The sequence below is a fragment of the Rhodococcus sp. KB6 genome, from assembly GCF_001445685.1.
In the GTDB taxonomy this organism is placed as follows: Bacteria; Actinomycetota; Actinomycetes; order Mycobacteriales; family Mycobacteriaceae; genus Rhodococcus_F; species Rhodococcus_F qingshengii.
In genome coordinates this window covers 21030-44283 of record NZ_LNAK01000163.1, presented here as the reverse complement: position 1 = coordinate 44283, position 23254 = coordinate 21030, and the positions used below count along the sequence as shown (strand labels likewise).

19 protein-coding genes and 2 tRNA genes are annotated in these 23254 nt (G+C 62.7%); 8 read left to right on the top strand and 13 right to left on the bottom strand.

From position 1 onward, the window contains the following. The first annotated feature begins 119 nt into the window (after positions 1-119). Positions 120-821: a hypothetical protein gene (locus tag ASU23_RS31130; protein ID WP_058039392.1), complete on the top strand. Its 702-nt coding sequence runs from the start codon at positions 120-122 to the stop codon at positions 819-821. Positions 822-892: 71 nt separating this feature from the next. Here the strand turns inward: ASU23_RS31130 and ASU23_RS31125 are convergent, their stop codons facing one another. The 3 genes from ASU23_RS31125 to ASU23_RS31115 all read right to left on the bottom strand — a co-directional run bounded on the left by ASU23_RS31125 (position 893) and on the right by ASU23_RS31115 (position 4624). After that, positions 893-2926: a S9 family peptidase gene (locus ASU23_RS31125; RefSeq protein WP_050654660.1), complete on the bottom strand. Its 2034-nt coding sequence runs from the start codon at positions 2924-2926 to the stop codon at positions 893-895. A gap of 12 nt (positions 2927-2938) precedes the next feature. Further along, entirely contained in the window at positions 2939-3553 is a 615-nt protein-coding gene (locus ASU23_RS31120; RefSeq protein ID WP_042450225.1) for a GNAT family N-acetyltransferase, read from the bottom strand. A 63-nt stretch (positions 3554-3616) separates the two neighbouring features. Beyond that, positions 3617-4624 carry an iron-siderophore ABC transporter substrate-binding protein gene (locus tag ASU23_RS31115; RefSeq protein WP_030536639.1) on the bottom strand — a complete coding sequence of 336 codons (1008 nt, stop codon included), beginning with the start codon at positions 4622-4624 and terminating at the stop codon, positions 3617-3619. Between the two features lie 121 nt (positions 4625-4745). On the opposite strand from ASU23_RS31115, the gene ASU23_RS31110 reads away from it, so the two are divergent. After that, complete coding sequence (locus tag ASU23_RS31110; protein ID WP_030536640.1) at positions 4746-7055, top strand: FdhF/YdeP family oxidoreductase; 2310 nt, start codon at positions 4746-4748, stop codon at positions 7053-7055. 1 nt (position 7056) lies between these two features. Then, positions 7057-7926 carry a formate dehydrogenase accessory sulfurtransferase FdhD gene (fdhD, locus tag ASU23_RS31105; protein WP_058039391.1) on the top strand — a complete coding sequence of 290 codons (870 nt, stop codon included), beginning with the start codon at positions 7057-7059 and terminating at the stop codon, positions 7924-7926. Here fdhD and ASU23_RS31100 read toward each other — a convergent pair. The 3 genes from ASU23_RS31100 to aroQ are packed head-to-tail and all read right to left on the bottom strand — an operon-like array spanning position 7877 to position 11114. Beyond that, positions 7877-9790: a sugar phosphate isomerase/epimerase and 4-hydroxyphenylpyruvate domain-containing protein gene (locus tag ASU23_RS31100; protein WP_030536642.1), complete on the bottom strand. Its 1914-nt coding sequence runs from the start codon at positions 9788-9790 to the stop codon at positions 7877-7879. The genes fdhD and ASU23_RS31100 overlap by 50 nt on opposite strands. Then, positions 9787-10665, bottom strand: a complete 879-nt coding sequence (locus tag ASU23_RS31095; RefSeq protein WP_058039390.1) for a shikimate dehydrogenase — start codon at positions 10663-10665, stop codon at positions 9787-9789. The genes ASU23_RS31100 and ASU23_RS31095 overlap by 4 nt, the downstream gene beginning before the upstream one ends. Beyond that, positions 10665-11114 carry a type II 3-dehydroquinate dehydratase gene (gene aroQ / locus ASU23_RS31090; RefSeq protein ID WP_042923833.1) on the bottom strand — a complete coding sequence of 150 codons (450 nt, stop codon included), beginning with the start codon at positions 11112-11114 and terminating at the stop codon, positions 10665-10667. Before aroQ ends, ASU23_RS31095 begins: the two co-directional genes overlap by 1 nt. Before the next feature lie 127 nt (positions 11115-11241). Here aroQ and ASU23_RS31085 point away from each other — a divergent pair, with 127 nt between their 5' ends. The 3 genes from ASU23_RS31085 (at position 11242) to ASU23_RS31075 (ending at position 15738) form a co-directional block, all read left to right on the top strand. Then, complete coding sequence (locus ASU23_RS31085; protein WP_019749082.1) at positions 11242-11916, top strand: TetR family transcriptional regulator; 675 nt, start codon at positions 11242-11244, stop codon at positions 11914-11916. A gap of 71 nt (positions 11917-11987) precedes the next feature. Further along, the gene (locus ASU23_RS31080; RefSeq protein ID WP_058039498.1) at positions 11988-14210 is read left to right on the top strand and encodes a glycoside hydrolase family 3 C-terminal domain-containing protein; all 2223 of its coding nucleotides are present in this window, start codon (positions 11988-11990) and stop codon (positions 14208-14210) included. 190 nt (positions 14211-14400) lie between these two features. Next, a complete protein-coding gene (locus tag ASU23_RS31075; protein ID WP_058039497.1) occupies positions 14401-15738 on the top strand; it encodes an MFS transporter in 1338 nt (445 codons plus the stop codon). 83 nt (positions 15739-15821) lie between these two features. On the opposite strand, the gene clpX is transcribed toward ASU23_RS31075, so the two are convergent. The 5 genes from clpX to ASU23_RS31050 all read right to left on the bottom strand — a co-directional run bounded on the left by clpX (position 15822) and on the right by ASU23_RS31050 (position 20512). Beyond that, the gene (gene clpX / locus ASU23_RS31070) at positions 15822-17102 is read right to left on the bottom strand and encodes an ATP-dependent Clp protease ATP-binding subunit ClpX (protein WP_003944582.1); all 1281 of its coding nucleotides are present in this window, start codon (positions 17100-17102) and stop codon (positions 15822-15824) included. Between the two features lie 332 nt (positions 17103-17434). Continuing rightward, on the bottom strand, positions 17435-18097 hold the full coding sequence (locus ASU23_RS31065) for an ATP-dependent Clp protease proteolytic subunit (RefSeq protein WP_003944539.1): 663 nt from the start codon (positions 18095-18097) through the stop codon (positions 17435-17437). Between the two features lie 48 nt (positions 18098-18145). After that, on the bottom strand, positions 18146-18733 hold the full coding sequence (locus tag ASU23_RS31060) for an ATP-dependent Clp protease proteolytic subunit (RefSeq protein ID WP_007730960.1): 588 nt from the start codon (positions 18731-18733) through the stop codon (positions 18146-18148). Positions 18734-18949: 216 nt separating this feature from the next. Further along, the gene (tig, locus tag ASU23_RS31055) at positions 18950-20323 is read right to left on the bottom strand and encodes a trigger factor (RefSeq protein ID WP_007730958.1); all 1374 of its coding nucleotides are present in this window, start codon (positions 20321-20323) and stop codon (positions 18950-18952) included. A gap of 115 nt (positions 20324-20438) precedes the next feature. After that, positions 20439-20512, bottom strand: a tRNA-Pro gene (locus tag ASU23_RS31050). A 408-nt stretch (positions 20513-20920) separates the two neighbouring features. On the opposite strand from ASU23_RS31050, the gene ASU23_RS31045 reads away from it, so the two are divergent. Together ASU23_RS31045 and ASU23_RS31040 are read left to right on the top strand one after the other, a co-directional pair. Continuing rightward, a tRNA-Gly gene (locus tag ASU23_RS31045) sits at positions 20921-20994 on the top strand. A gap of 194 nt (positions 20995-21188) precedes the next feature. Then, the gene (locus tag ASU23_RS31040) at positions 21189-21965 is read left to right on the top strand and encodes a hypothetical protein (RefSeq protein ID WP_050654637.1); all 777 of its coding nucleotides are present in this window, start codon (positions 21189-21191) and stop codon (positions 21963-21965) included. On the opposite strand, the gene ASU23_RS31035 is transcribed toward ASU23_RS31040, so the two are convergent. Beyond that, positions 21962-22759 carry an Fpg/Nei family DNA glycosylase gene (locus tag ASU23_RS31035; protein WP_058039389.1) on the bottom strand — a complete coding sequence of 266 codons (798 nt, stop codon included), beginning with the start codon at positions 22757-22759 and terminating at the stop codon, positions 21962-21964. The two genes, ASU23_RS31040 and ASU23_RS31035, sit on opposite strands and share 4 nt — an antisense overlap. A gap of 15 nt (positions 22760-22774) precedes the next feature. Further along, positions 22775-23248 (bottom strand): ribose-5-phosphate isomerase, encoded by a 474-nt coding sequence (locus ASU23_RS31030; RefSeq protein ID WP_003944571.1) that lies wholly within the window; start codon positions 23246-23248, stop codon positions 22775-22777. Positions 23249-23254: the final 6 nt, after the last annotated feature.

The window sequence follows — 23254 nt, the reverse complement described above, 5'->3', positions numbered from 1 at the left end:
CAGCGCACACGAACGACTGCCCCGCGGTCCGGGGTCAGCCGAACAAACGATATTCACCGATCCGCTCCGCTGACAGGATCGCTCTGAAGGACGACCGACCAACGACCTGTGGAGCAAATATGTTGAACAACTGGAGTTCTCGCCGTCCCGGCGTTCGAACCTTGGCGGCGGCCGCGACGATCGGAGCGGCGGTTGCCCTCGTGCTTCCGGCGACTGCGTCTGCTGCCCCCGGCATCGAAGAAAGTGTGCAAGGAAGCATCGACAGTGGCAGCGCCACGATCAACGGAAGCGTCGGCGATATCGGGAACGACATCGCAAACGGCATCGCCAGCGGCAGCGTGGGTGACATCGTCGGCGGGATCGCCACTGGGAACCTCAACGACGTCCTCGGCGGCCTGAACGCCGGCTCGACCAGCGCGACGGACATCGTCAACGGCCTGGCCAGTGGCAACGTCAGGGAAATTCTAAGTGGCCTGGCCAGCGGCAGCGGCGGCGGCGGATCGTTTGCGCCCACGCAGCGCTGCGACGCCTCGACCGTCTCGGGCGGCGCAGGAATCACCAGCACCAAGCACGAACTCGGCCGCGGTGGCCCGACCTCGTTCGTGCTCGGCTACGAGACCGAAAACGTCCCGGACCTGATCGAGGTGTACTACGAAGGTCGGTTGATCCACAGCACCGGATACATCGGCGACAACATCAACGAGGGAACTGGTTCAGCTGTCGTCAACGTGCCCGCCGGTGGGGCGTCGTCCGTTCTGGTTCGCGTCACGGGCCCTGACCACACCGAGTGGTCGTACACCGTTCGTTGCCCCGGCGCCTGATTCCGGTCCGGATCCACGCGAAGACGCTCGTGCCTCGTTCGGTGTTTCATCCGAACGAGGCACGCGCGGGTTCAGCCCAGAATCTCCGGTAGCGCGACATCTTCGCCGAGAACGTGCTCGGAGAGGAACGCGGTGACCACCTCGTACCAGATCTTGGTGTGCTGCGGCTTGAGCACCCAATGATTCTCGTCGGGGAAGTAGAGGAAGCGATGGTCCGTTTTCCCGTCGTCGTCGGCGGGCAGACCTGACTCGGCAAGCAGTTCGTACCAGAGTCGCAAGCCCTCACCGATCGGAACCCGGTAGTCCTTGTCGCCATGGATGACCAGCATCGGAGTCGTGATGTCCGCGACGTACAGATGCGGCGAATTCTCGACGGCCATCTCAGGCGACATCTCGCGCTGCCAGTACCAGGCAGCGTCCGTCGTCGGGCCGAATTGATCGAGTGCCCACAGACTCGCGTGGGTGACGATGGCGTCGAAACGGTTGGTATGTCCGGCAATCCAGTTGGCCATGTAACCACCGAACGAACCACCCATCGCGCCGGTTCGCTTGGGGTCGATCTCGGGCTGGGCGACAGCAGCATCGGTGATCGCCATCAGATCGGTGAAGGGCGCCTTGCCCCACTGACCCCACCCCCGCTGGACGAAGTCCTGGCCGTATCCGGTCGAGAGCGCGGGATCTGGTAGCAGTACTGCATAGCCCTTGGCGACGAGCAGCCACGGATTCCACCGCCAGGACCAGGTGTTCCACGAACCGAGTGGGCCGCCGTGGACCCAGAGAAGCAATGGCACCGGTGCATGCGGCGCGGCGCCCGTCGGCAGCGCCAACCAGCTACGCACCGTCGAACCGTCCTCGGCACGCGCGGTGATCTCGGTCAGTGTTCCCGGCAGCTCCGGCAAAGTGTCGGGCCCACGAAGTGCGGTGATCTCACCTGATCGCAGATCGACCCGCACCACGTGCGGGGGCGCTTCGTACGAGGCTCGCAACGCGTAGATCGACTCACCGTCCGGCGCCACTCGAAGGTCGGTGTACGCCGCGTCGTCGGCTGTCAGGCGTACTGGTTGGCCCCACAGGTCGATGGTGAAGATCGGACCGCGGCCGCCGTCGTCAGCGGTGACGACCAGCCCGGATCCGTCGGGTAGCCAGGCAAGTGAGGTAGGCCAGCGATCCCAGCCGTCGGCGACGCCGGTCACGGCACCGGATCCGAAGTCGTAGAGCTGCAGAGTCATTCGTGGTGCGGACTCCGGTGTGGTGAGTGTCTCCCGGATGAACGCGAGCTTGGTTCCGTCCGGCGAGAGCACCGGGTTGTAGACGTCCGCGTCGGCCTCGTCGACAAGCGTGACTCGGTCACCGGTCACCGTGTCGATCCGAACCAACGTCGATCGGCGGGCGGCACTCGCATCGCCGACAGTCCACGTGGTCACGACGAAGAGACCGTCGTCGGAAATCGTGGTCGACGTCTCCCGCAGCGCTGCGCCTGCCGTCGGTGTGATGTCCCGCAACTCGACGGATTCCTTCGAATCCGTCTCGGCCACAACCAGATGCGGATGATCGGGGCCCAGGTCGTGGTCCCAGTGGCGCACCGGATAACCGGTGTGCAGCATCGCCGTGACTTTCTTGTCCTTGCGCGCCGATCGCACCTGATCGTCCTGGTCGAGGCTGATCGCCGAAGCCATGACCGACGTCTGGGCCACGAACGTCGGCGCCGCCTTCGCCGCTGATACCGACGAGACACCACCGGGACGCGAGATCAGCAGCTGAGCTTCTCCGCCCGCCGCTGGTAGGCGCCAGAGTGCTGGTTGCGGATCACTCTCGCCCGGCACGGCTCGCGTGGCAGTGAAGAGCACGTCGCCGTCGAACGCGAAGGCAGCACCGGACTCGCTGGTCGAACCCCAGGTCAACCGACGCGCAGGACGCCGGCCTTCCGGGTCGATCTCCCACAACGAGGACACGTATTCGGCGCTCTTGTCGTCGAGAACGGCGCGCGCGCAGATCAGCAGCGAGCCGTCAGGTGACAACACCAGGCCGGACAACCTGGCCAGAGCGATGTAGTCGTCGAGTTCGTCGAACGGTGTGCCTGCGTGGAGCTCGGGAATCTGGGTCACCACTAGTTCGTATCACGCGCCCCGCGGTTGACGCATCATTGCGTAGATCGTCGGCCCGCCGCCTGGCATGACGATGTCACGGGTCACTTCGAAACCGAAGCGGTTGTAGTACGGGATGTTCGATTCCTTGCTGCTCTCGAGGTAAGCGTCGACATGTTGACGGTCACAACGCTCCAACCGAGAGTTCAGCAGCGCTTTGCCGTATCCCCCACCGCGCGCCGCGCTGCCGGTCCCGACGGTCGCGAGATACCAGTGCGGCGAATTCGGGTGTGCTCCTTCGAGAACGGAGCTGACCTCGGCCGCGTGTCGTAGGCCCCTGCCGAAGACACGCACCATTGCGGGCAGGCTCACGAGCCCGGAAATCCACGACTGCTTCCACCGCCCCGGCGGATCCCACAGAGTTGCCCCGCCGATCAGGCCGTTGTCGTCGGTGGCCACCTCGACGCCGCCCCCGGCGAGGTGGTGGTAACGAGCTTCTGCGGCAAACAGTTTCGTCAGGCGATCAGCCCTGGTGGCCTCGTCCGGCAACATCCACGCCATCAAGGGATCATCTTCGAACGCCTCGGCCAACACTGCCGACAGTGCCGGAATATCGGATCGGACAGCCGGCCGTACGTGTACACCCATGAGGCGAGAGTACCGCCGACTGTCCGAATCACTGGACTTTGAACAGCGCTGCCCTTGAACCGATCAGACGAGCAAGCCCGCAATCCGCGGCGGAATCTGTTCGAGCGCGTACGGCAAGCTCAGTACGGTGCTCCACGTCATGGCTTCGGCAGCAGCGTCTTCCAGAATGATCGCGCGGCCGTCCTTCACGACGTCGAGTTCCTGGTAGATCGGGGTCTTGTCCAGCTCCGCGCGAAGCTTGTCGCCGTAGCCGCCACCGGCGTACCAGACGAGTACGTCGACGTCCGCGAGCGAGAGTTGCTCGGTGCTGATCTCGGCGAAGTTACCCGTGATCTGATCGGTGACAGGCGGATTCACGAATCCGAGTTCGGTGAAGAACCGCACCTTCGGGTCTTCCGGTCCGTAGACCCCGAACTGCCCCGGCCCCTTCAACGCGCCGACCAGAACGGTCTTGCCGGCAAACGCCGGATTGGCCGTCTTCACGTCGGCGAACTTCTGGTCGACGCCGGCGATCAGCTCGGTGGCCTTACCCTGCTGCCCCAACGCTTCGCCGATGATGGTCGTCTGGTTCTGCCAGGGGATTCCGTAATCCGCGAACTCCTTGGGCTGCGCCACCGTCGGTGCAATGGCACTGAGTTTGTCGTATTGCGCCTGAGTGAGCCCGGAGTAGGTGCCGACAATCAGGTCGGGTGTCGTGGCAGCGACCTTCTCCATCTGAATGGTGGTGCCCGCGGTTCCGATGATCTCGGGAGTCGCCCCGTTCAGCAGCGGCTGCGCCCAGGGCCACACGCCGTAGGGGTAATCGCCGTACCAGTCGAAGGTTCCGACCAAGGTCCCACCGAGCGCCAGGATCGCATCTTGATCGTTGTATCCGACACTGACGATCCGCTGCGGATCCTTGGGCAACTCCGTAGCCCCGAACTTGTGGGTGATCGATTCCGCAGAGTCACCGCTGGGAGGTGTGTCCTCGTCGTTCGAACTGGAGCAGGCTGCGGCGAATGCCAGCAACGCTCCCGACGTGCCGATCAGAAATCCGCGCCGGGTCAGCCGACCTGCGTCCGTTCGATCCATGTTCCTACCCCTTAAAGTCTGCTGGTTCGGTAGGTAAGGCTAGCCGATGAAAGCTTCATTCCGGCTAGTTCGACCGGCCCATTCGATGGCAGTACCGCGCCGTTCGGGCCACTATGGAGACATGACGCGCCAGGGCCCCTCGAAGGACATCGACGAATCGGATCTCGAAGTCACGCACCCCAAGGACTACGCCGCCGGAGTTCCGGCCGTTCTGGTGTCGCTGCAACGAGGAATCGAGCAGATGGGAGCCTTGCGGACCGCCCGAACGCTCACCAGACTCAACCAGCGACACGGCTTCGACTGCCCGGGGTGTGCGTGGCCGGAGACTCCCGGACATCGCAAGCCCGCCGAATTCTGCGAGAACGGAGCGAAGGCTGTTGCCGAGGAAGCAACGCTTCGCACCGTCACACCCGAATTCTTCGCGGAGCACTCGATCGCCGATCTCGAAGGCAAGACCGACTACTGGCTCGGACAGCAGGGGCGACTGACGCACCCGATGGTCCTGACGCCGGGAGCAACCCATTACCGGCCGATCGACTGGGACGGCGCGTACGCACTGATCGCCGAACATCTGAACGGCCTCGCATCGCCGGACGAAGCGGTGTTCTACACCTCCGGTCGCACGTCCAACGAAGCCGCGTTTCTCTACCAGTTGATGATTCGCAGCTACGGCACCAACAACATGCCCGACTGTTCCAACATGTGTCACGAGTCGTCCGGAAGCGCACTGACCGAATCCATCGGCATCGGCAAAGGCTCGGTGACGGTTCCCGACCTCGAGAACGCCGATCTCATTCTCATCGCCGGACAGAACCCCGGCACCAACCACCCTCGAATGCTCTCGACGCTGGAGAAGGCAAAGAGCAACGGCGCCAAGATCATTGCCATCAATCCTCTGCCCGAGGCGGGATTGCGCAGGTTCAAGGATCCACAGAAGGTGTCCGGCGTGATCGGGCACGGAGTCGACATCGCGGACGAGTTCCTGCAGATCCGGCTGGGCGGCGACATGGCGCTGTTCCAAGGCCTGGGGAAGCTGCTGCTCGAGCAGGAAGATCGCGCTCCCGGGACGGTCGTCGACCGCGCTTTCGTCGACCGGTACTGCGCCGGTTGGGACGAATACGAGAAGCACATCCGCGCGGTCGATCTCGACACGGTACTCGAGGCAACGGGTCTGTCGATGGCACAGCTCGAGGAAACGGCTGCCGCACTTGCCCGATCCGAGCGAACCGTCACCTGCTGGGCCATGGGGATCACTCAGCACACACACGGAGTCGCCACCATCGAAGAAGCAGTCAACCTGCTGCTCATGCGTGGAATGATGGGCAAACCCGGTGCCGGCGTTTGTCCGGTGCGAGGACACTCCAATGTCCAGGGTGACCGCACGATGGGCATCTGGGAAAAGATGCCGGAAGAGTTCCTGGCCGCGCTCGATACCGAGTTCTCGATCTCGAGTCCCCGCAAGCACGGATGGGACACCGTCGACGCGATCCGCGCCATGAACGCAGGCAAGGCAAGCTTCTTCATGGCGATGGGCGGCAACTTCATCCAGGCAAGCCCGGACACCGCAGCGACCGAAACAGCGTTGCGTCAATGCGAACTCACCGTGCAGGTGTCCACCAAGCTGAACCGCAGTCACGTGGTCCACGGGCAGACCGCGATCATCCTCCCCACCCTCGGACGCACCGACCTCGACGTCCAAGCCGGCGGAAAGCAGCTTGTCTCCGTGGAGGATTCGATGTCCATGGTGCACCTGTCGCGCGGACGCCTCACACCGGTCAGCCCCTACCTGCGTAGCGAAGTCGCCATCATCTGCCAACTCGCCCGCGAACTACTCGGCAACGATCACTCCGTCCGCTGGTCGGCCTTCGAGGGCAACTACGACCTGATCCGCGATTCCATCTCACGGGTAGTGCCAGGCTGCGAAAACTACAACTCCCGCGTTCGAGAGCCAGACGGATTCCAACTCCCCCACCCGCCGCGTGACTCGCGTGAGTTCCGCACGCACACCGGCAAAGCCAACTTCGGAGTGAACGACCTGCACTGGATACCCACTCCGAGTGGGCGCCTGATTCTGCAGACGATGCGCAGCCACGACCAGTACAACACCACGATCTACGGCCTCGACGACAGATACCGCGGCATCAAGGGCGGACGCAAAGTCATCCTCGTCAACGCCGAAGACATCACCGCGCTCGGATTCCGTGACGGCGATCTCGTCGACATCGTGTCCGAGTGGACAACACCCGACGGCACACTCGAAGAGCGTCGGGTCACGGAATTCCGCATCGTCTCCTACGACACCCCGCGCGGCAATGCTGCGGCGTACTACCCGGAGACGAATCCGCTCGTTCCCCTCGAACACGTTGCGGCCAAGTCGAACACGCCGGTGTCGAAGGCCGTCACCGTTCGACTCGAAGCATCGGGCGCCTGAGATGGGACGAGTCACCGCACGAACACCGGTCGTTCGAATCTCGGGTGATCGGGTCGTCACGCGCCCCGACACGCTGGCCGTCGAGGAACCACTCGAAATGAGAGTTGGCGGTCAGGTGCTGGCAGTGACGATGCGGACCCCCGGCAACGACGTCGATCTCGTGCACGGATTCCTTCTCAGCGAAGGTGTCATCGCCACCCGCGACGACGTGAGCATCGTCCGCTACTGCGACGGCGTCGACGAATCCGGTGCGAACACGTACAACGTCCTCGACATCGCTCTCGCTCCCGGAGTGCCGTTGCCCGACCACACCACCGACCGCAACACCGTCGTCAGTTCCGCGTGCGGAGTGTGCGGCAAGACCTCGCTCGACGCCGTCCGAACCACGACGCGACATCCGCTGGTCGGTGACACGACTTCCGTCACCTCGACCATCCTGTCGGCCATGCCGGTCACACTGCGGGAGAGCCAACGGATCTTCGAGCGCACCGGTGGCCTGCACGCGGCCGGATTGTTCACCGCCACCGGCGAACTCCTGGCACTGCGCGAGGATGTCGGCCGTCACAACGCCGTCGACAAGGTGATCGGTTGGGCCATCACCGACGGCCGAGTGCCCCTCTACGACACGATCTTGATCGTCAGCGGTCGGGCGTCGTTCGAACTCGTCCAGAAGGCCGTCATGGCCGGCATTCCGATCCTCGGTGCTGTCTCCGCGCCGTCGTCGCTGGCCGTGGAACTAGCGCAGGAGTCCGGGCTGACTCTCGCCGGTTTCATCCGCGGCGATTCGATGAACGTCTACTCGCACCCGCACCGTGTCGAGGTCACGTCGAACTCGCACGCAACTGAGCCGACAGTCGCACAGCGGAGTTGACTTCCCCGTACCCCTCGTATCCACCCACCCGCTGCACGACCTCGAAGAACAGGTCTCCCCCGACGGTCGGGGTGAACAGGTGGAAGAACTCGCCGTGAGCGTCCGCGTCATAAAGAATTCCGGTGCTGCGCATCCGGTCGAGCAGTTCCGGATTCAGTCCGAAACGCGCGTCCAGATCGTCGTAGTAGTTCGGGGAAATGGGTAGCGGAGCAAATCCCCAGTCCTGCATGGACGCAGCGGCACCGAAGATGTTCTCACACGCGAAGGCGACGTGGCTGACGCCGCCGCGACGGACCGTCGGCAGCCCACTTCGACTTCCCTCCACCATGTTCAGCGAGATGCGCAGGGTATGTCCGTCACCGCCTTGAACGAGCGTGAGCGCCTGGCTTCGCATGAGGCCGACAGAATCGGTGACGTCCTGCCCCTCGTGTGGTTGCATCTCGAACACGGACCGCAGGAGCAGCATGATGCCGTCCCAGCTCTCGGCCGGAACCGCCAGTGCCACGTGGTCGATCCCGGTGAACACTGCGCCCTGTTCACGATTGCGCTCGGCGGGCAGCGGGTAGATCTCGAATGCCGATTCCCACGCTGCAGCGCTGCCGGGGCCACGAAGGTCGATCGATGTCGCATCGGTGACCTTCAGGCGTACGACGTCCGGTACCTCGGAGTTCTCGTCGCTCGACCCCGGCAACTGCACGCGCGTCGCCGGCACTTCGAGAGCCAGAGCGCGCTCTCCCCACACCTCGGGTTCGGTTGCCCGGATGCCGATCTGAGTCAGAACCGGTAGATCCGCAGGCAGCCCGGGCGCCGTCCACACCGTGCCCGCAGTCGCATCCACGGCAACGGTGAGCGGTCCGTGCCGCCACAACTGCAAATCGTGATCGTGGTGCCGTCCGACAAGATGAAAACCGACGCGGGAGAGCATCGAGTGCACCTGGTCCTGTTTAGCCGGACCCGCAGCGATTCGCAGAGACACGATCCCTTCGAGCGGGGTGCGCTCCGGGGCGGTGAACAGCGTGGGTCCACCGGCGGCAGGGTTCGCGGCAGCGACCTGTTCTTCCAGATGCAGGAGCGACCGATGAGCGTCGATTGCCGTCCGCTGGGTGTCGGCGCGGCGGAATACGTCGTTGAAGATCTCGAGCGACCACGGTCCGTCGTAACCGGTGGCGTAGACATGCTGAGCGAACGCATTGAGATCGAAGCTGCCCTGCCCCGGGAAGTTTCGGTGATGCCGGCTCCACTGGAGGATGTCCATCGCCAAGAACGGAGCGTCCGCCAACTGGAGGAAGAAGATCTTCTCGCCGGGAATCTCGCGAATTCCGGCGGGATCGTCACCGCGCGAGAGGATGTGAAAGCTGTCCAGACAGGTACCGAGCGAAGGATGGTCGACGCCCTCGACGATCTGCCACGCATGGCCGTACGTGTTGACGTGGGCACCCCACGCGAGCGCCTCATAGGCAACCTTCTTGCCGTGCTCGGACGCCAGTTCGGCGAGAGCTCCGAATTGCTCTGTCAACTGACCGTCATCGTGACTTGCGGTCGGCAGGGGCGAGGAGCACACCAGGAGCGTCTCGCACCCCAGTTGATCCATGAGCTCGAATTTGCGTTGCACTCGAACAAGATTCCGAGCAAATTGGGCCTCGTCCACCGTGTCGAAGTCACGGAACGGCTGATACAGATCGAGGGTCAAGCCCAGATCCGCAGCCCTCGTTCGTAATTCCTTCGGGGACCACGGCGAAGCAACAAAATCCGGCTCGAACACCTCGAAGCCGTCGAAGCCGGCAGCAGCGATGGCGTCGAGCTTCTCCTCGAGAGTGCCACTGAGCGATACCGTCGCGATCGACGTCCGGACCGGGGCACTCACAGCGCTGCCGCAGTCTGTTCGCCGTGTACAAGTTCCGTCATGTGCGCGAGCATCCGCCTACTGTCGGGCTCGATGCCCGTGAAGATCCGGAACGCGTCGACGGCCTGGAAGACAGTCATTCCGCCTCCGCTGAGCGTCGGGGCTCCGATCAACCTTGCCTGACGCAACAGTTCGGTCTCGAGCGGGCGGTAGACGATTTCCGCTACCCACAGATCTGGACGGAGCAGATCTGGCGAGAATGCCATTCCGGGATGAGCCGCCATTCCCATCGGCGTCGCGTGGATCAATCCGTTTGCGTTGCCGAGCACTTCGGCAAGGTCGCTCGTGTGCCGCGCCTCGACAACCTGCGCCGGAAACTGCTGCGCGAAGGTTTGTGCAAGTTCCTGCGCGCGCGGCAGGCTCGAATCGACCAACGTCAGCGTCCCGACGCCACGGTTGAGCGCGGCATAGGCAACCGCCGCACCAGCTCCGCCGGCGCCGAGCTGCACGACACGATCGAGCTGTGCTCCGGGAAGTCCGTCGTCGAAATTTCGGCCGAAGCCCGACCAATCGGTGTTGTGTCCGATCGCCTTGCCGGAGTCGAAGAGGACCGTGTTCACCGCTCCGAGCCGGCTCGCATCCGGCGAGAGCTCGTCGAGGTGCTCGATCACCAACTGCTTGCACGGGTGAGTGATGTTGAGGCCGCGGAACCCGAAACGTCGTGCATAGGTGAGAAGTTCACCGATGTCCGACGGCGCCATCCCCATCGCATCGAGATCGAGGATGCGGTAGACGTACGGCAGGCCCTGTCTGCGCCCTTCCTCCTCGTGCATGATCGGAGTCAAGGAGGCTCCGATGCCGGTGCCGATCAGACCGCAGAGGATCGAATCACTCATCAGTTCTTCCCTTCTCGGACGCAGACGAATTCGACTGCGGCGCTGTAACCGTCGATTCCCAATCCGCAGATGACAGCGTCGGCGATCCCGGACACGTAGGAGTGGTGACGGAATTCTTCGCGGCCATGGATGTTGCTGATGTGCACCTCCACGACAGGGGCATCGAGTGTGACCAGAGCGTCACGCAACGCAATGGAGGTGTGCGAGTACCCACCGGGATTGATGACGATGCCCGCAACGTTTCCCCTGGCCTCGTGGATCCAATCGATCAGTTGGCCCTCGTGGTTCGACTGCTTTGCCTCGACCATCGCCCCGAACTTCTCGGCCGCCGCTACACAGCGGGAAACGACGTCGTCCAGCGTGTCTCTCCCGTAGAACTCCGGTTGGCGCTGGCCCAACAAATTCAAGTTGGGCCCGTTGAGGACCAGAACCGGTAGAGATGAAGTCATCAGGGGCACCTCGGGGTTGACGCTCGAAACTAATGTACGAACTAGTGAGTTAGTTCACTGGACGTTACTCCCCCGACGCGGACTCGACAAGCAAAGTCGACAAACTGCTGACAGATAGAGTGAGCACATGGTTTCCGAGCAGTCAGTGAACTCCGTGGTGTCGAAGCCGGAGAAACGACGCCGAAACAGCGATCTGACCAGGGTGAACATCATCGCCGTCGCCACCGAGGAGTTTGCCGACAAAGGCTTTGCCGGCGCCCGAGTGGACGAGATCGCAACCAAGACTCACACCACCAAGCGCATGATCTACTACTACTTCACCGACAAGGAAGGGCTGTACAAGTCCGTCCTCGAGCATGCGTACAGCGTCATTCGCGCACAGGAACGCGAACTCGACCTCGAGGGGTTGAACCCCACCGCAGCGGTCCGCGCCTTGGCCGAACTCACCTTCGACCACCACGAACAACACCCGAACTTCATTCGGCTGGTAGCCAACGAGAACATGCTCCGCGGTGAGCACATTGAGAAATCCGAGCTACTCAGCGGTCTCGGCGCCCCCGCCGCCGACCTGGTCTCGCAGATCCTCCACGACGGACAGCAGTCGGGAGCATTCCGCTCCGACGTAGATGCTCTCGATATTCACATGTTGATCAGCAGTTACTGCGTCTTTCGTATCGCCAATCGTTACACCTTCAAAGCGCTCTTCGACCGCGATCTGACCGACTCGACGCATCGTGAGCATCTTCGAACAATGCTCGGCGACATGGTTGTTGCGTTCTTGACCTCGAAGGCGCCGTCCTGACCCACCCCGAAGTCCGAAAAATCCCCCTACGGTGGTGAGTGGAACTCACAGCTGCCACCGGGAGGAATGACGTGACCGAGAATTACGTAGACGGGCTTTCACTCGAGGAGAAGGGGTCGTTGACGTCGGGCTCGGATTTCTGGCACAGCCAGTCCGTTCCCGGAATCGAATCGATACTCCTGACCGACGGTCCGCACGGAGTCCGGAAACAACCCGAGGGCGGCGACGCACTCGGACTCGGCCACAGCATTCCAGCGACATGTTTCCCACCGGCGGTCGGGTTGGGCTCGTCGTGGAACCTCGACCTCGTCCGCCAGGTCGGTGAGGCTCTGGGCGACGAGGCCAAAGCCGAACAGGTCTCGGTCCTCCTCGGCCCAGGCATCAACATCAAACGATCACCCTTGTGTGGCAGGAATTTCGAATACGTCTCCGAGGACCCATTCCTCTCCGGCCGCGTCGCGGCAGCGCTGATCACCGGCATCCAGTCTCGCGGCGTCGGAACCTCGCTCAAGCACTTCGCTGCCAACAACCAAGAACACGACCGGATGAGAGTCAGTGCCGACGTCGACGAACGGACGCTGCGCGAGATCTATCTGGCCGGCTTCGAATACGCCGTCAAGACCGCGGCCCCGACGACGGTCATGTGCTCGTACAACAAGATCAACGGTGTGTACTCGAGCCAGAACCATTGGCTGCTCACCGAGGTACTCCGCGAACAGTGGGGCTTCGACGGCCTCGTCGTTTCGGACTGGGGAGCGGTCAACGACCGCGTGGCGGCACTCGCCGCGGGCCTCGACCTGGAAATGCCGCCGACCGGAACCGATACCCAGATCGTCGACGCCGTGCGCGGCGGCGACCTGGACGAATCAGTGCTCACCACTGCCGCCGAGCGCCTGGCGACGCTGGTGGCACGCACCGCCGCCGCGCGCACCGAAGGCCACACATACGACGTCGAGCGTCACCACGAACTGGCACGGACCGCTGCAGCGGAGTCCGCTGTCTTGCTGGCCAACGACGGAGAACTACTGCCGCTGACCCCCGGCGGGCAAACCGTCGCGGTGATCGGCGAATTCGCGTGCAGCCCGCGGTACCAGGGAGCCGGCAGTTCACAGGTGGTCCCGACCAAGCTCGACAATGCCTTGGACGCGATCCTCGACCTCGAAGGCGCCGACCGCGTCACTTTCGCACCGGGCTTCACCTTCGACGGCACTCCGGACGACGACATGGTCACCGAGGCTGTCGACGCCGCACGCCGCGCCGACGTCGCGGTGCTGTTCCTCGGACTACCGTCCGCCACGGAATCCGAAGGATTCGACCGAACCGACATCGAACTGCCGGCTGACCAGATCGCCCTGCTGGAAGCGGTCCACGGCGCGAACCCGAACACGGTCGTCGTGCTCGCCAACGGCGGTGTGGTTGCGATCGAGCCTTGGAAGGATCATGCCGCCGCAATCCTCGAGGGCTGGCTACTCGGCCAGGCGGGCGGCTCGGCGATTGCCGATCTTCTGTTCGGCATCACGAATCCGTCCGGCCGCCTGACGGAGACCATTCCGCTTCGCCTCCAAGACAATCCGTCGTATCTGCATTTCCCGGGATCACAGCAGCACGTCCGCTACGGCGAAGGCCTGTACGTGGGATACCGCTACTACGACTCCGCGCTGCGCGAAGTGGCGTACCCGTTCGGGTTCGGGCTGAGCTACACCACCTTCGACATCACCGATACCTCCGTCGAGGCCGGTGAGAACTCCGCCGAAGTGACCGTCACCGTGCGCAACAGCGGCGACCGATCGGGCAGCACCGTCGTTCAGGTCTACGTCCACGACGCCTCGGCAAGCATCGATCGACCCGCGCAGGAATTGAAGGGCTTCGCCAAGGTCCACCTCGACCCCGACGAATCCGCGACTGTGACCATCACGCTCGACAGCAGGGCATTTGCCTATTGGTCTGTCACGGAAAAGGACTGGGCGATCGAGGCCGGCGACTACGAGATCCGCGTCGGCTTCTCGTCTCGGGACATCGCAACCACCGACACGATCACCCTGGCCGGGAACGTCGGCGTCGGCACGCTCGACGCCATGTCGACCATCGGCGAATGGCTCGCCCATCCCGTCGGCAGCGCAGTTCTCGGGGCCGCCATGGCTGCCGCAGCGGGCGACGGTGCACAGGCGGTCAGCCCCGAGATGATGGCACTCGCAGGCTCGATGCCGCTCGGAAAACTCGCCACCTTCGGCCTCGGGATCACCGAGGAACAGGTGGAGCAGTTGGTGGCGGCCGCAGCACAGCCGGCCTCCTAACTCTCTGAACTGCGGTTTCGACGAGCAGCGTGACCGCCAGTAGATTTTTATGAACTATTTGGTTAATAATCTTGTGTAGTTGCTGTGGCGTCGGTTACATTCCTTGTATCGCTCTCCGCACAGACGTTCTTTATACGAACACAATCGGCGGATGTAGAGCCTCCACGACGCTTCCACCCAGGAGATGAGCATGTCAACTAGCACGGTTACACCGTCCGGGCCCGAGGCGGGATCCTTGGCAAGGCCGGATACGACCAAGGTCAAGCGCGCCGCAACATCGTCGTTTCTCGGCAGCATGCTCGAGTACTACGACTTCTACATCTACGCCTCCGCCGCTGCGCTCATCTTCCCCACGGTGTTCTTCCCGGACAGCGGACATGCGGCTCTGCTCTCGCTGGCCACCTTCGGTGTCGCGTACGTCGCGCGTCCCCTCGGCGCTGTAGTCCTCGGCCATTTCGGTGACCGCGTCGGCCGCAAGAAGATCATGCTGCTCACGCTCATTCTGATGGGCGCAGCCACCTTCCTCATCGGATGTATTCCCAGCGCCGATTCGATCGGAGTTCTTGCACCGATCCTTCTTGTCCTGATGAGAATCGCCCAGGGCATCTCCGCTGCCGGTGAACAGAGCGGTGCCAGCTCACTGACGCTCGAACACGCCCCCGAAGGCCGACGCGCGTTCTTCTGCAGTTGGACCCTCAACGGCACCCAGGCCGGCTTCATCCTCGCCAGCCTCGTATTCCTGCCCATCGCCGCGCTCCCCGACGACATCCTTTACACGTGGGGTTGGCGAATCCCGTTCTGGGGCAGCCTGATCGTTCTGGTCGCGGCATACATCATGCGTCTCAAGCTCGAAGAGCCCGAAGAGTTCACCGAGCAGCAGGAATCCAAGACCGTCGCCAAATTGCCTGTTGCCGATCTTCTTCGCACCCACAGCGCAAATCTGATTCGCGTGATCTGCTGCGCTTTCATCGCCGTCGTCTCGACCATCTTCTCCGTCTTCGGTCTCGCTTTCGCCACCACCGAAGAAGTGGGGATTCCGAAGTCGACCATGCTCTGGGTTGCCATCGCAGCCAACGCCGTAGCCCTGCTCAGTCAGCCCGCCTGGGCGATGCTCTCCGACCGGATCGGTCGCAGGCCGTTGTTCATCGGTGGCGCCCTCGGTAGCGCGGTGTTCATCTACGTGTACTTCGGCGCAATCGCCAGCGGCAACGTTCCCCTGATCTTCCTCGCCGCAATCGGATTGATGTCCGTCTTCTACGCTGCCCCGAATGCCATCTGGCCGTCGTTCTACTCCGAGATGTTCAACACCAAGGTCCGCTACTCGGGCATTGCGATCGGCACCCAGGTCGGCTTCGCCCTCGCAGGCTTTGCCCCCGCCATCGGCAACGCCCTCATGGGCGGCGACAAGACACACTGGATGCCCGTTGCCATTCTGACTTCGGTGGCCTGCGTCATCTGCGCGATCTCGGCGTTCACCGCCAAGGAGACTTTCCGCACCCCCCTCAAGGAACTCGGCAACCCGATCTAGCCGAATACCCGACAGACATCCTGCACGAACCACTGTGGCCCGGCATCTCGCGAGAGATACCGGGCCACAGTCGTTTTGAAGTTCTAAGCCGTCTTGTCGCGACGCTCGCCACGTTCCGGCTTACGCGGAACGATGGTCGGAAGTACGTTGTCGTTGACGGTCTCCGCGGTGACGACCACCTTTTCGACGTCGTCACGGCTGGGAATGTCGTACATCACGGGAAGAAGAACCTCTTCCATGATGGCGCGCAGGCCACGAGCGCCGGTTCCACGCAAGATCGCCTGGTCGGCAATAGCGTCGAGCGCTTCTTCGGTGAACTCGAGTTCGACGCCGTCCATGTCGAACAGGCGACGATACTGCTTGACGAGAGCGTTCTTGGGCTCCGACAAGATCTGAACGAGCGATTCCTTGTCGAGGTTGGTCACCGACGCGATCATCGGCAAACGGCCGATGAACTCGGGAATCAGACCGAACTTGATCAAATCCTCCGGCATGACCTCGGCGAAACGATCGACCGTATCCAGTTCGGCCTTCGACCGAACCTCGGCGCCGAAACCGATACCGCGCTTGCCGACACGATCGGAGACGATCCGCTCGAGACCTGCGAAAGCGCCCGCGACGATGAACAGCACGTTCGTGGTGTCGATCTGAATGAATTCCTGGTGCGGATGCTTACGGCCACCCTGCGGCGGGACGCTCGCCTGCGTACCTTCGAGGATCTTCAGCAACGCCTGCTGAACGCCTTCGCCGGAGACGTCACGCGTGATCGACGGGTTCTCGCTCTTACGGGCGATCTTGTCGACCTCGTCGATGTAGATGATTCCGGTCTCGGCGCGCTTGACGTCGTAGTCGGCAGCCTGAATCAGTTTGAGCAGAATGTTCTCGACGTCCTCACCGACGTAACCGGCCTCGGTCAACGCCGTCGCGTCAGCGATGGCGAACGGGACGTTGAGCATCTTCGCGAGAGTCTGAGCGAGATACGTCTTGCCACAGCCGGTGGGGCCGAGCATCAAGATGTTGGATTTCGCGAGCTCAACCGTCTCACCCCGCGCGTCACGGCCCTTGTCGCCGGCCTGAATGCGCTTGTAGTGGTTGTAGACGGCCACGGCCAACGTCCGCTTGGCGGAGTCCTGACCGATGACGTAGTTCTCGAGGAATTCTCGGATCTCCGCAGGCTTGGGAAGCTCGTCGAGCTTGACCTCGCTCGATTCGGCCAATTCCTCTTCGATGATCTCGTTGCAGAGGTCGATGCACTCGTCGCAGATGTACACCCCGGGTCCTGCAATGAGCTTTTTGACCTGCTTCTGACTCTTACCGCAGAAAGAGCACTTGAGCAGATCCCCGCCGTCGCCGATGCGTGCCATCTCGTGAGGTCCCTACTTTCCATCATGTACGTGCACTCGCCGCCACTCGATCGGTCGAGACGCTCCGCAGTACTTCGGTAGTTGTCAGATCAGACAAACTGATCGAACAAATCTGGTCGAACAATCGCAGAACGCCGGTCGAGAACCAGCCCGTGAAGTGACGGTACCCGCAGATCCCGAACGGGGTCGACCTGTTCTCGGCGTTTCGTCTGCGGATAAAAAAGAAAAGAGTCGAGATTTCAGCCTGGCAAGCGCTCCACCAGGCACTTCTCGACGTGTCCGCCTCGTGTCGGGAATCGGGTAACAGATCCTCGACACGAGGCGGAAATCGACTACTTCTGTGCGCTGAGCTTCCGGTAAGCCAGCACGTCGTCGATGATGCCGTACTCCTTGGCCTGCTCGGCCGTGAGGATCTTGTCGCGATCGGTGTCGACGCGGATGGTCTCCGGATCCTTACCCGTGTGCAACGACAGCGTGCTCTCCATGAGCCGACGCATACGCTCGATCTCCGCAGCCTGGATCTCCAGATCGGAAACCTGACCCTGGATGCCGCCCGTAGCCGGCTGGTGGATCAGAATGCGCGAGTTGGGGAGCGCGAAGCGCTTGCCCGGCGTACCGCCGGCCAGAAGCACGGCAGCTGCCGAAGCAGCCTGACCGAGGCAGACGGTGGAAATGTCGGCACGGACGTACTGCATCGTGTCGTAGATCGCCATCAGCGCGGTGAAAGAACCACCGGGCGAGTTGATGTACATCGTGATGTCGCGGTCCGGATCCTGCGATTCGAGAACCAGCAACTGCGCCATGAGGTCGTTGGCGGACACGTCGTCGACCTGCGAGCCGAGGAAGATGATGCGCTCCTCGAACAGCTTGTTGTACGGGTCGGACGTCTTGACGCCGTAGCTGGTCTGCTCCGTGAACTGGGGCAGGATGTAACGCGATTGGGGGCCCGACGGCGCCTGGCCGCCCAGCGAGTTAGCTCCGAAAAGATTGGTCATCAGTTCTCCAAAGTATGAATTGGGCAGCGAAAGGACGGGCGAACCGGCTCAGTTGCCGGTGCCGCCGGCCTGATTCGCACGGGAGACGACGTGGTCGACGAAGCCGTACTCGAGAGCTTCCTTCGCCGTGAACCAACGGTCACGATCGGAGTCCGCGGTGATCTGCTCGACCGTCTGGCCGGTGTGCTGAGCAATCAGCTCGGCCATTTCGCGCTTGGTGTGCTTGAACTGCTCGGCCATGATCGCGATGTCACTGGCGGAACCACCGATGCCGGCGGACGGCTGGTGCATCATGATGCGGGCGTGAGGCAGTGCGTAGCGCTTGCCCTTGGTGCCTGCCGAGAGCAGGAACTGACCCATCGACGCCGCAAGGCCCATGCCGAAGGTGGCGATGTCGCACTCGGCGAACTGCATCGTGTCGAAGATCGCCATACCTGCGGTCACGGATCCACCGGGCGAGTTGATGTAGAGCGAGATGTCTCGCGTCGGGTCCTCGGCCGAGAGCAGCAGGATCTGTGCGCACAGCTTGTTGGCGATGTCGTCGTCGACCTGGGTACCGAGGAAAATGATGCGCTCTCGCAGCAAGCGCTCGTACACCGAGTCGCTGAGGTTCAACCCAGCGGTCGCTGAAGTCATGGCGGGACTCTGCAAAGTCTCCAGGTGATTGGAAGTCACGGTACCTGCCTTCTATGTGGATCTACTTGTGCGGTGGATCGTCTATGCGAAACACTTCTACTGACACAGACAGTAACGAAGTAGGGCGGCACCGGAGTCCCGGTGCCGCCCTACTTCGCTCAAAGCGGAAAACTCAGTGCAGTCGATCGTGGTGAAAACACCCGTCCGCCTGCGTTTTTACTTGTCTTCGCTCTCGGCGGAATCAGACTCGTCCGCTTCGGTTTCGGCCTCACTGCTGCCGAACAGCTCTGCGGTGTCGACAACTGCGCCGGAGGTGTCCTTGACACCGGCCGACTCGACGACGGACGCGAGAGCCTTGCCACGACGGACGTCTGCGAAGACGGCGCCGAGCTGGTTGGCCTGCTGGATCTGCTGGATGAACTGCTCAGGAGCCATGCCGTAACGCTGCGCCTGGAACAGGATGCGCTCGGTGAGCTCGTCCTGACCGACGGTGACGTTGCCCGCATCGGCAATCGAGTCGAGCAAGAGCTGCGTCTTGACGGAGCGCTCAGCGGCTTCCTGTGCATCCTTGTCGAACTCTTCGCGGCTGCTGCCCTGCTCTTCGAGGAGCTTGTTCAGTGCCTCTTCGTCGTGATCGAGACCGTGAACGGCGTCGTGCAGTGCAGCGTCGACCTCAGCCTTGACGACAGCCTCCGGCAACGGAACCTCGACGGTCTCGAGCAGCTGCTCGAGAACCTTGTCGCGGATCTGACCGGCCTGCTCGACCTTGCGGACGCGTGCGACGCGCTCACGGAGGTCAGCCTTCAGTTCTTCCAGGGTGTCGAACTCGCTGGCGAGCTGAGCGAACTCGTCGTCCTCAGCCGGAAGCTCGCGCTCCTTGACCGTCTGCACGGTCACGGTGACAACAGCTTCCTTGCCTGCGTACTCGCCGGCGACCAGCGTCGATGTGAAGTCCTTGGACTCCCCCGCCTTGAGGCCGATGATGGCTTCGTCGAGGCCCTCGATGAGCTGGCCCGAACCGACCTCGTGCGACAGTCCGCTCGCGGTTGCCTCGGCAACGTTCTCGCCGTCGACGGTGGCCGACAGATCGATGGAGACGAAGTCGCCGTCCTCGACTGCGCGGTCGACGCCGGTGAGGGTGCCGAAACGCTGACGCAGCGAAAGCAGCTGCTCTTCGATGGCTTCGTCGGTGATCTCGATCGGATCGACCTCGACGTTGATGGAGCTGAAGTCAGGGAGCTCGATCTCGGGGCGCACGTCGACCTCGGCGGTGAACTCGAGGAGCTCGCCGTCTTCGATCTTGGTGACCTCGATCTCGGGCTGGCCGATGGCCTTCACGCCGGCGCTGGTGACAGCCTCGGAGTAACGCGACGGCAGAGCGTCGTTGACGACCTGCTCGAGCACAGCGCCGCGACCGACACGCGCTTCGAGGAGGCGGGCCGGAGCCTTGCCGGGACGGAAGCCGGGGAGACGAATCTGCTGCGCGAGGGCCTTGTAGGCCTTGTCGAAATCAGACTTGAGTTCCGCGAAGGGCACCTCAACGTTGATACGGACTCGCGTCGGGCTGAGCTGCTCGACGGTGCTCTTCACGAAACTTCGCTCCTTCGTCTGGTCTTGCTCACAACTTGTGTTGAATCGGTACTGCTGTCTGGCGCGGCACTTCACTCCCGGACTTACTGGAGGTGAAGTGCCATGTACGTACTTGTCGGGATGACAGGATTTGAACCTGCGACCCTCCGCTCCCAAAGCGGATGCGCTACCAAGCTGCGCTACATCCCGTTTCCGATCACATGAAACACACGATACGGCCATCCGAGGCCACAAAGACAGCGGGCCACAAAGGCAGCCACCATCGGTGACCGCGCACAACCCTATCGCGCTCACTACTCTCTCACGAACCCGACCGCCATTTGTACACGGCCCGGCTGTCGACCCCGTCAGTATGTCATCCGACGGCAGCCACATACGGCAGCCACATACAGCGTTGCCTCAACTGCCATTCAGAGCCGGAATCAGAAGTCGCGCCTGCGGCCGAGACACCCCGACTCGCCGAGCCATTCGCCAATTCCCCAGGTGAACGACGGTCTCGAACTTCTCCGACCCCCCGATTATGAAATCCGGTGGGGCATTGGGTACAGTTTCGTATCGCAGACGACGAACACGGCGATCCCGAGTTGTCGTATGCACGGGGATGTAGCTCAATGGTAGAGCCTCAGTCTTCCAAACTGATCACGCGGGTTCGATTCCCGTCATCCCCTCCATCAAGAGGGAAACTCCACAAAAGATCCGCATCGGCCCAGCCGGTGCGGATTTTTTGTATTCCGACTTTGTCCACTCAGACCACTCCCCTGCGGTCCGTATCCTGGAGTTGTCCGGATCGATTCTGCTCGGGAGGCCACTCGTGACCACGATTCTTCTCATACTCGTCGTTCTGGCCGTAGTCGTATTTCTGGTCATGAAAAGCCAGCAACGCGGTTCCGGCCACAGCGCAACACAACTCGACGATGCGAAAGCCGATGCCCGGCAGGCGATCGAACGCCTCGGCGGTCAGGTCTACAACCTGACCGGCAGTGACGACGCGTCGCGCCAAGCCCTCGCCGACGCGGCCGAACGGTACAACGCCGCAGGCTCGCAGATCGATCAGGCCGCAACGCCGGTCCAAGCACGTCTCGCGAAACAGACTGCACTGGAAGGGCTTTACTACATCCGCGCGGCACGGGTGGCGATGGGCATGGATCCGGGACCGGAAGTTCCTTCCATCGACGGACAGAAGGCTGCCGGTTCGGTCACCGAAGACCGTGAGGTCGAATTCGAGGGCCGCAAGGTCGCCGCATCACCCAATCCGTCGTCGCACACACCCAACTACTACCCCGGTGGCCGAGTCGCCGGACGCCCGGTCCCGGCCGGCTGGTACTCCGAACCCTGGTGGAAGCCTGCACTCGTCGCCGGCGCCTGGGGTCTGGGTTCGATGATGCTGTTCTCGACCATGTTCTCCGGCATGGCCGGGGTTCCTTACGGCGCAGAGGCTTTCGCCCAGGGTGGCGATCCCGGCGCCGACACAGGCTCCGGTGACTCGGGAGATCAGGGTATGGACGCCGGTGATCCCGGCGCCGACCAAGGAAGTATCGACAACACGGACTACACCGCTGACGGCGGAAGCGACTGGTCTGGTGGCGACGGAGGCGGAATGGATTTCGGGGGCGGCGGGGACTTCGGCGGCTTCGACTTCTAAGCCGACTGACACACCGGGCACCAGAACAGGTTTCGTGCCTTCATGACGGAATGCAGGATCGGTGTGCCGCACACGCGGCACGGCGATCCTGCTCTTCTGTAGACATAGGTACGCGGACGATCCTTCGCGTACGCCGGATCTCCGTTGTCGTGCTCGGCGCGAACGACGTGCATCTTCCCCCGTCTGACGCCGACTTTCATCAATTCGACTAGGTCTGCCCACATGGCGGTCCACTCGCCGTGAGAGACGAGATTCCCCGGTCGTTCAGGGTTGATTCCGTGACGAAAGAGAAGTTCGGCGCGATAGACGTTGCCGACACCCGCCAGGACCGCCTGGTCCATCAGCAGGGCGCCGATTGCCGTCTTGGACTTGGAGATTCGCAACCAGGCCTTCTCTGGATCCGCGTCGCGGCGCAGTGGGTCCGGCCCGAGTCTGGCCTCGATCGCGGCGACCTGAGGAGGTAGCAGGACTTCGCAGGCGGTGGGACCACGAAGGTCGGTGCCGAAGTCGGCACCGACCATTCGCATCCGGACCTGGCCTACCGGTTCTTCCATCGGCAGGGTGACGTCGGTGAACTTTCCGTACAACCCGAGGTGTACGTGAACTGTCAGACCGTTGTCGTACGTGTGCCAGAGGTGCTTTCCCCAGGCATCCGAGGACGTGAGTACGTGTCCGTCCACCAGGCGCGCGTCCTCGGCGAATCTGCCTTGCGGACTGAGGACGCGGACCGGTGAACCGACGAACTTGCGGGCATGCAACCGTGCCAGCCGGTGCAGGGTATGACCTTCAGGCACGGAACAACTTTCGGATCAGGCTTGCGGCAGAGCCGGTGCGACGCCGGTCTTCTCGTACTCGGACAGGATGTCGATACGACGCTGGTGGCGCTCTTCACCCGACCATGCGGTGGCGAGGAAAGCGTCGACGATGGCAAGCGATTCCTCGAGGGAATGCATACGTCCGCCGATGCCGATCAGCTGAGCGTTGTTGTGCTCACGTGCCAGCTTCGCCGTTTCGACGCTCCAAGCGAGGGCGCACCGTGCGCCGGGAACCTTGTTCGCTGCGATCTGCTCGCCGTTGCCACTGCCACCCAGGACGATTCCCAGGCTGCCCTCGTCGGCGACGACGCGCTTTGCGGCTTCGATGCAGAAAGCCGGGTAGTCGTCCACGGCGTCGTACTCGTGAGCACCACAGTCGATGGCCTCGTGGCCGTTCGCTTTCAGGTGTTCGATGATCTCGTTCTTACGTTCGAATCCGGCATGGTCGGCACCCAGGTATACGCGCATGGCGAC

Excerpts from the sequence above, each read along its gene's own strand:
- ASU23_RS31130 (WP_058039392.1), top strand. The coding sequence starts at position 120 with ATGTTGAACAACTGGAGTTCTCGCCGTCCCGGCGTTCGAACCTTGGCG.
- ASU23_RS31120 (WP_042450225.1), bottom strand. The coding sequence starts at position 3,553 with ATGGGTGTACACGTACGGCCGGCTGTCCGATCCGATATTCCGGCACTG.
- ASU23_RS31115 (WP_030536639.1), bottom strand. The coding sequence starts at position 4,624 with ATGGATCGAACGGACGCAGGTCGGCTGACCCGGCGCGGATTTCTGATC.
- ASU23_RS31110 (WP_030536640.1), top strand. The coding sequence starts at position 4,746 with ATGACGCGCCAGGGCCCCTCGAAGGACATCGACGAATCGGATCTCGAA.
- fdhD (WP_058039391.1), top strand. The coding sequence starts at position 7,057 with ATGGGACGAGTCACCGCACGAACACCGGTCGTTCGAATCTCGGGTGAT.
- ASU23_RS31095 (WP_058039390.1), bottom strand. The coding sequence starts at position 10,665 with ATGAGTGATTCGATCCTCTGCGGTCTGATCGGCACCGGCATCGGAGCC.
- aroQ (WP_042923833.1), bottom strand. The coding sequence starts at position 11,114 with ATGACTTCATCTCTACCGGTTCTGGTCCTCAACGGGCCCAACTTGAAT.
- ASU23_RS31085 (WP_019749082.1), top strand. The coding sequence starts at position 11,242 with ATGGTTTCCGAGCAGTCAGTGAACTCCGTGGTGTCGAAGCCGGAGAAA.
- ASU23_RS31075 (WP_058039497.1), top strand. The coding sequence starts at position 14,401 with ATGTCAACTAGCACGGTTACACCGTCCGGGCCCGAGGCGGGATCCTTG.
- clpX (WP_003944582.1), bottom strand. The coding sequence starts at position 17,102 with ATGGCACGCATCGGCGACGGCGGGGATCTGCTCAAGTGCTCTTTCTGC.
- ASU23_RS31065 (WP_003944539.1), bottom strand. The coding sequence starts at position 18,097 with ATGACCAATCTTTTCGGAGCTAACTCGCTGGGCGGCCAGGCGCCGTCG.
- ASU23_RS31060 (WP_007730960.1), bottom strand. The coding sequence starts at position 18,733 with ATGACTTCAGCGACCGCTGGGTTGAACCTCAGCGACTCGGTGTACGAG.
- ASU23_RS31040 (WP_050654637.1), top strand. The coding sequence starts at position 21,189 with ATGAAAAGCCAGCAACGCGGTTCCGGCCACAGCGCAACACAACTCGAC.
- ASU23_RS31030 (WP_003944571.1), bottom strand. The coding sequence starts at position 23,248 with ATGCGCGTATACCTGGGTGCCGACCATGCCGGATTCGAACGTAAGAAC.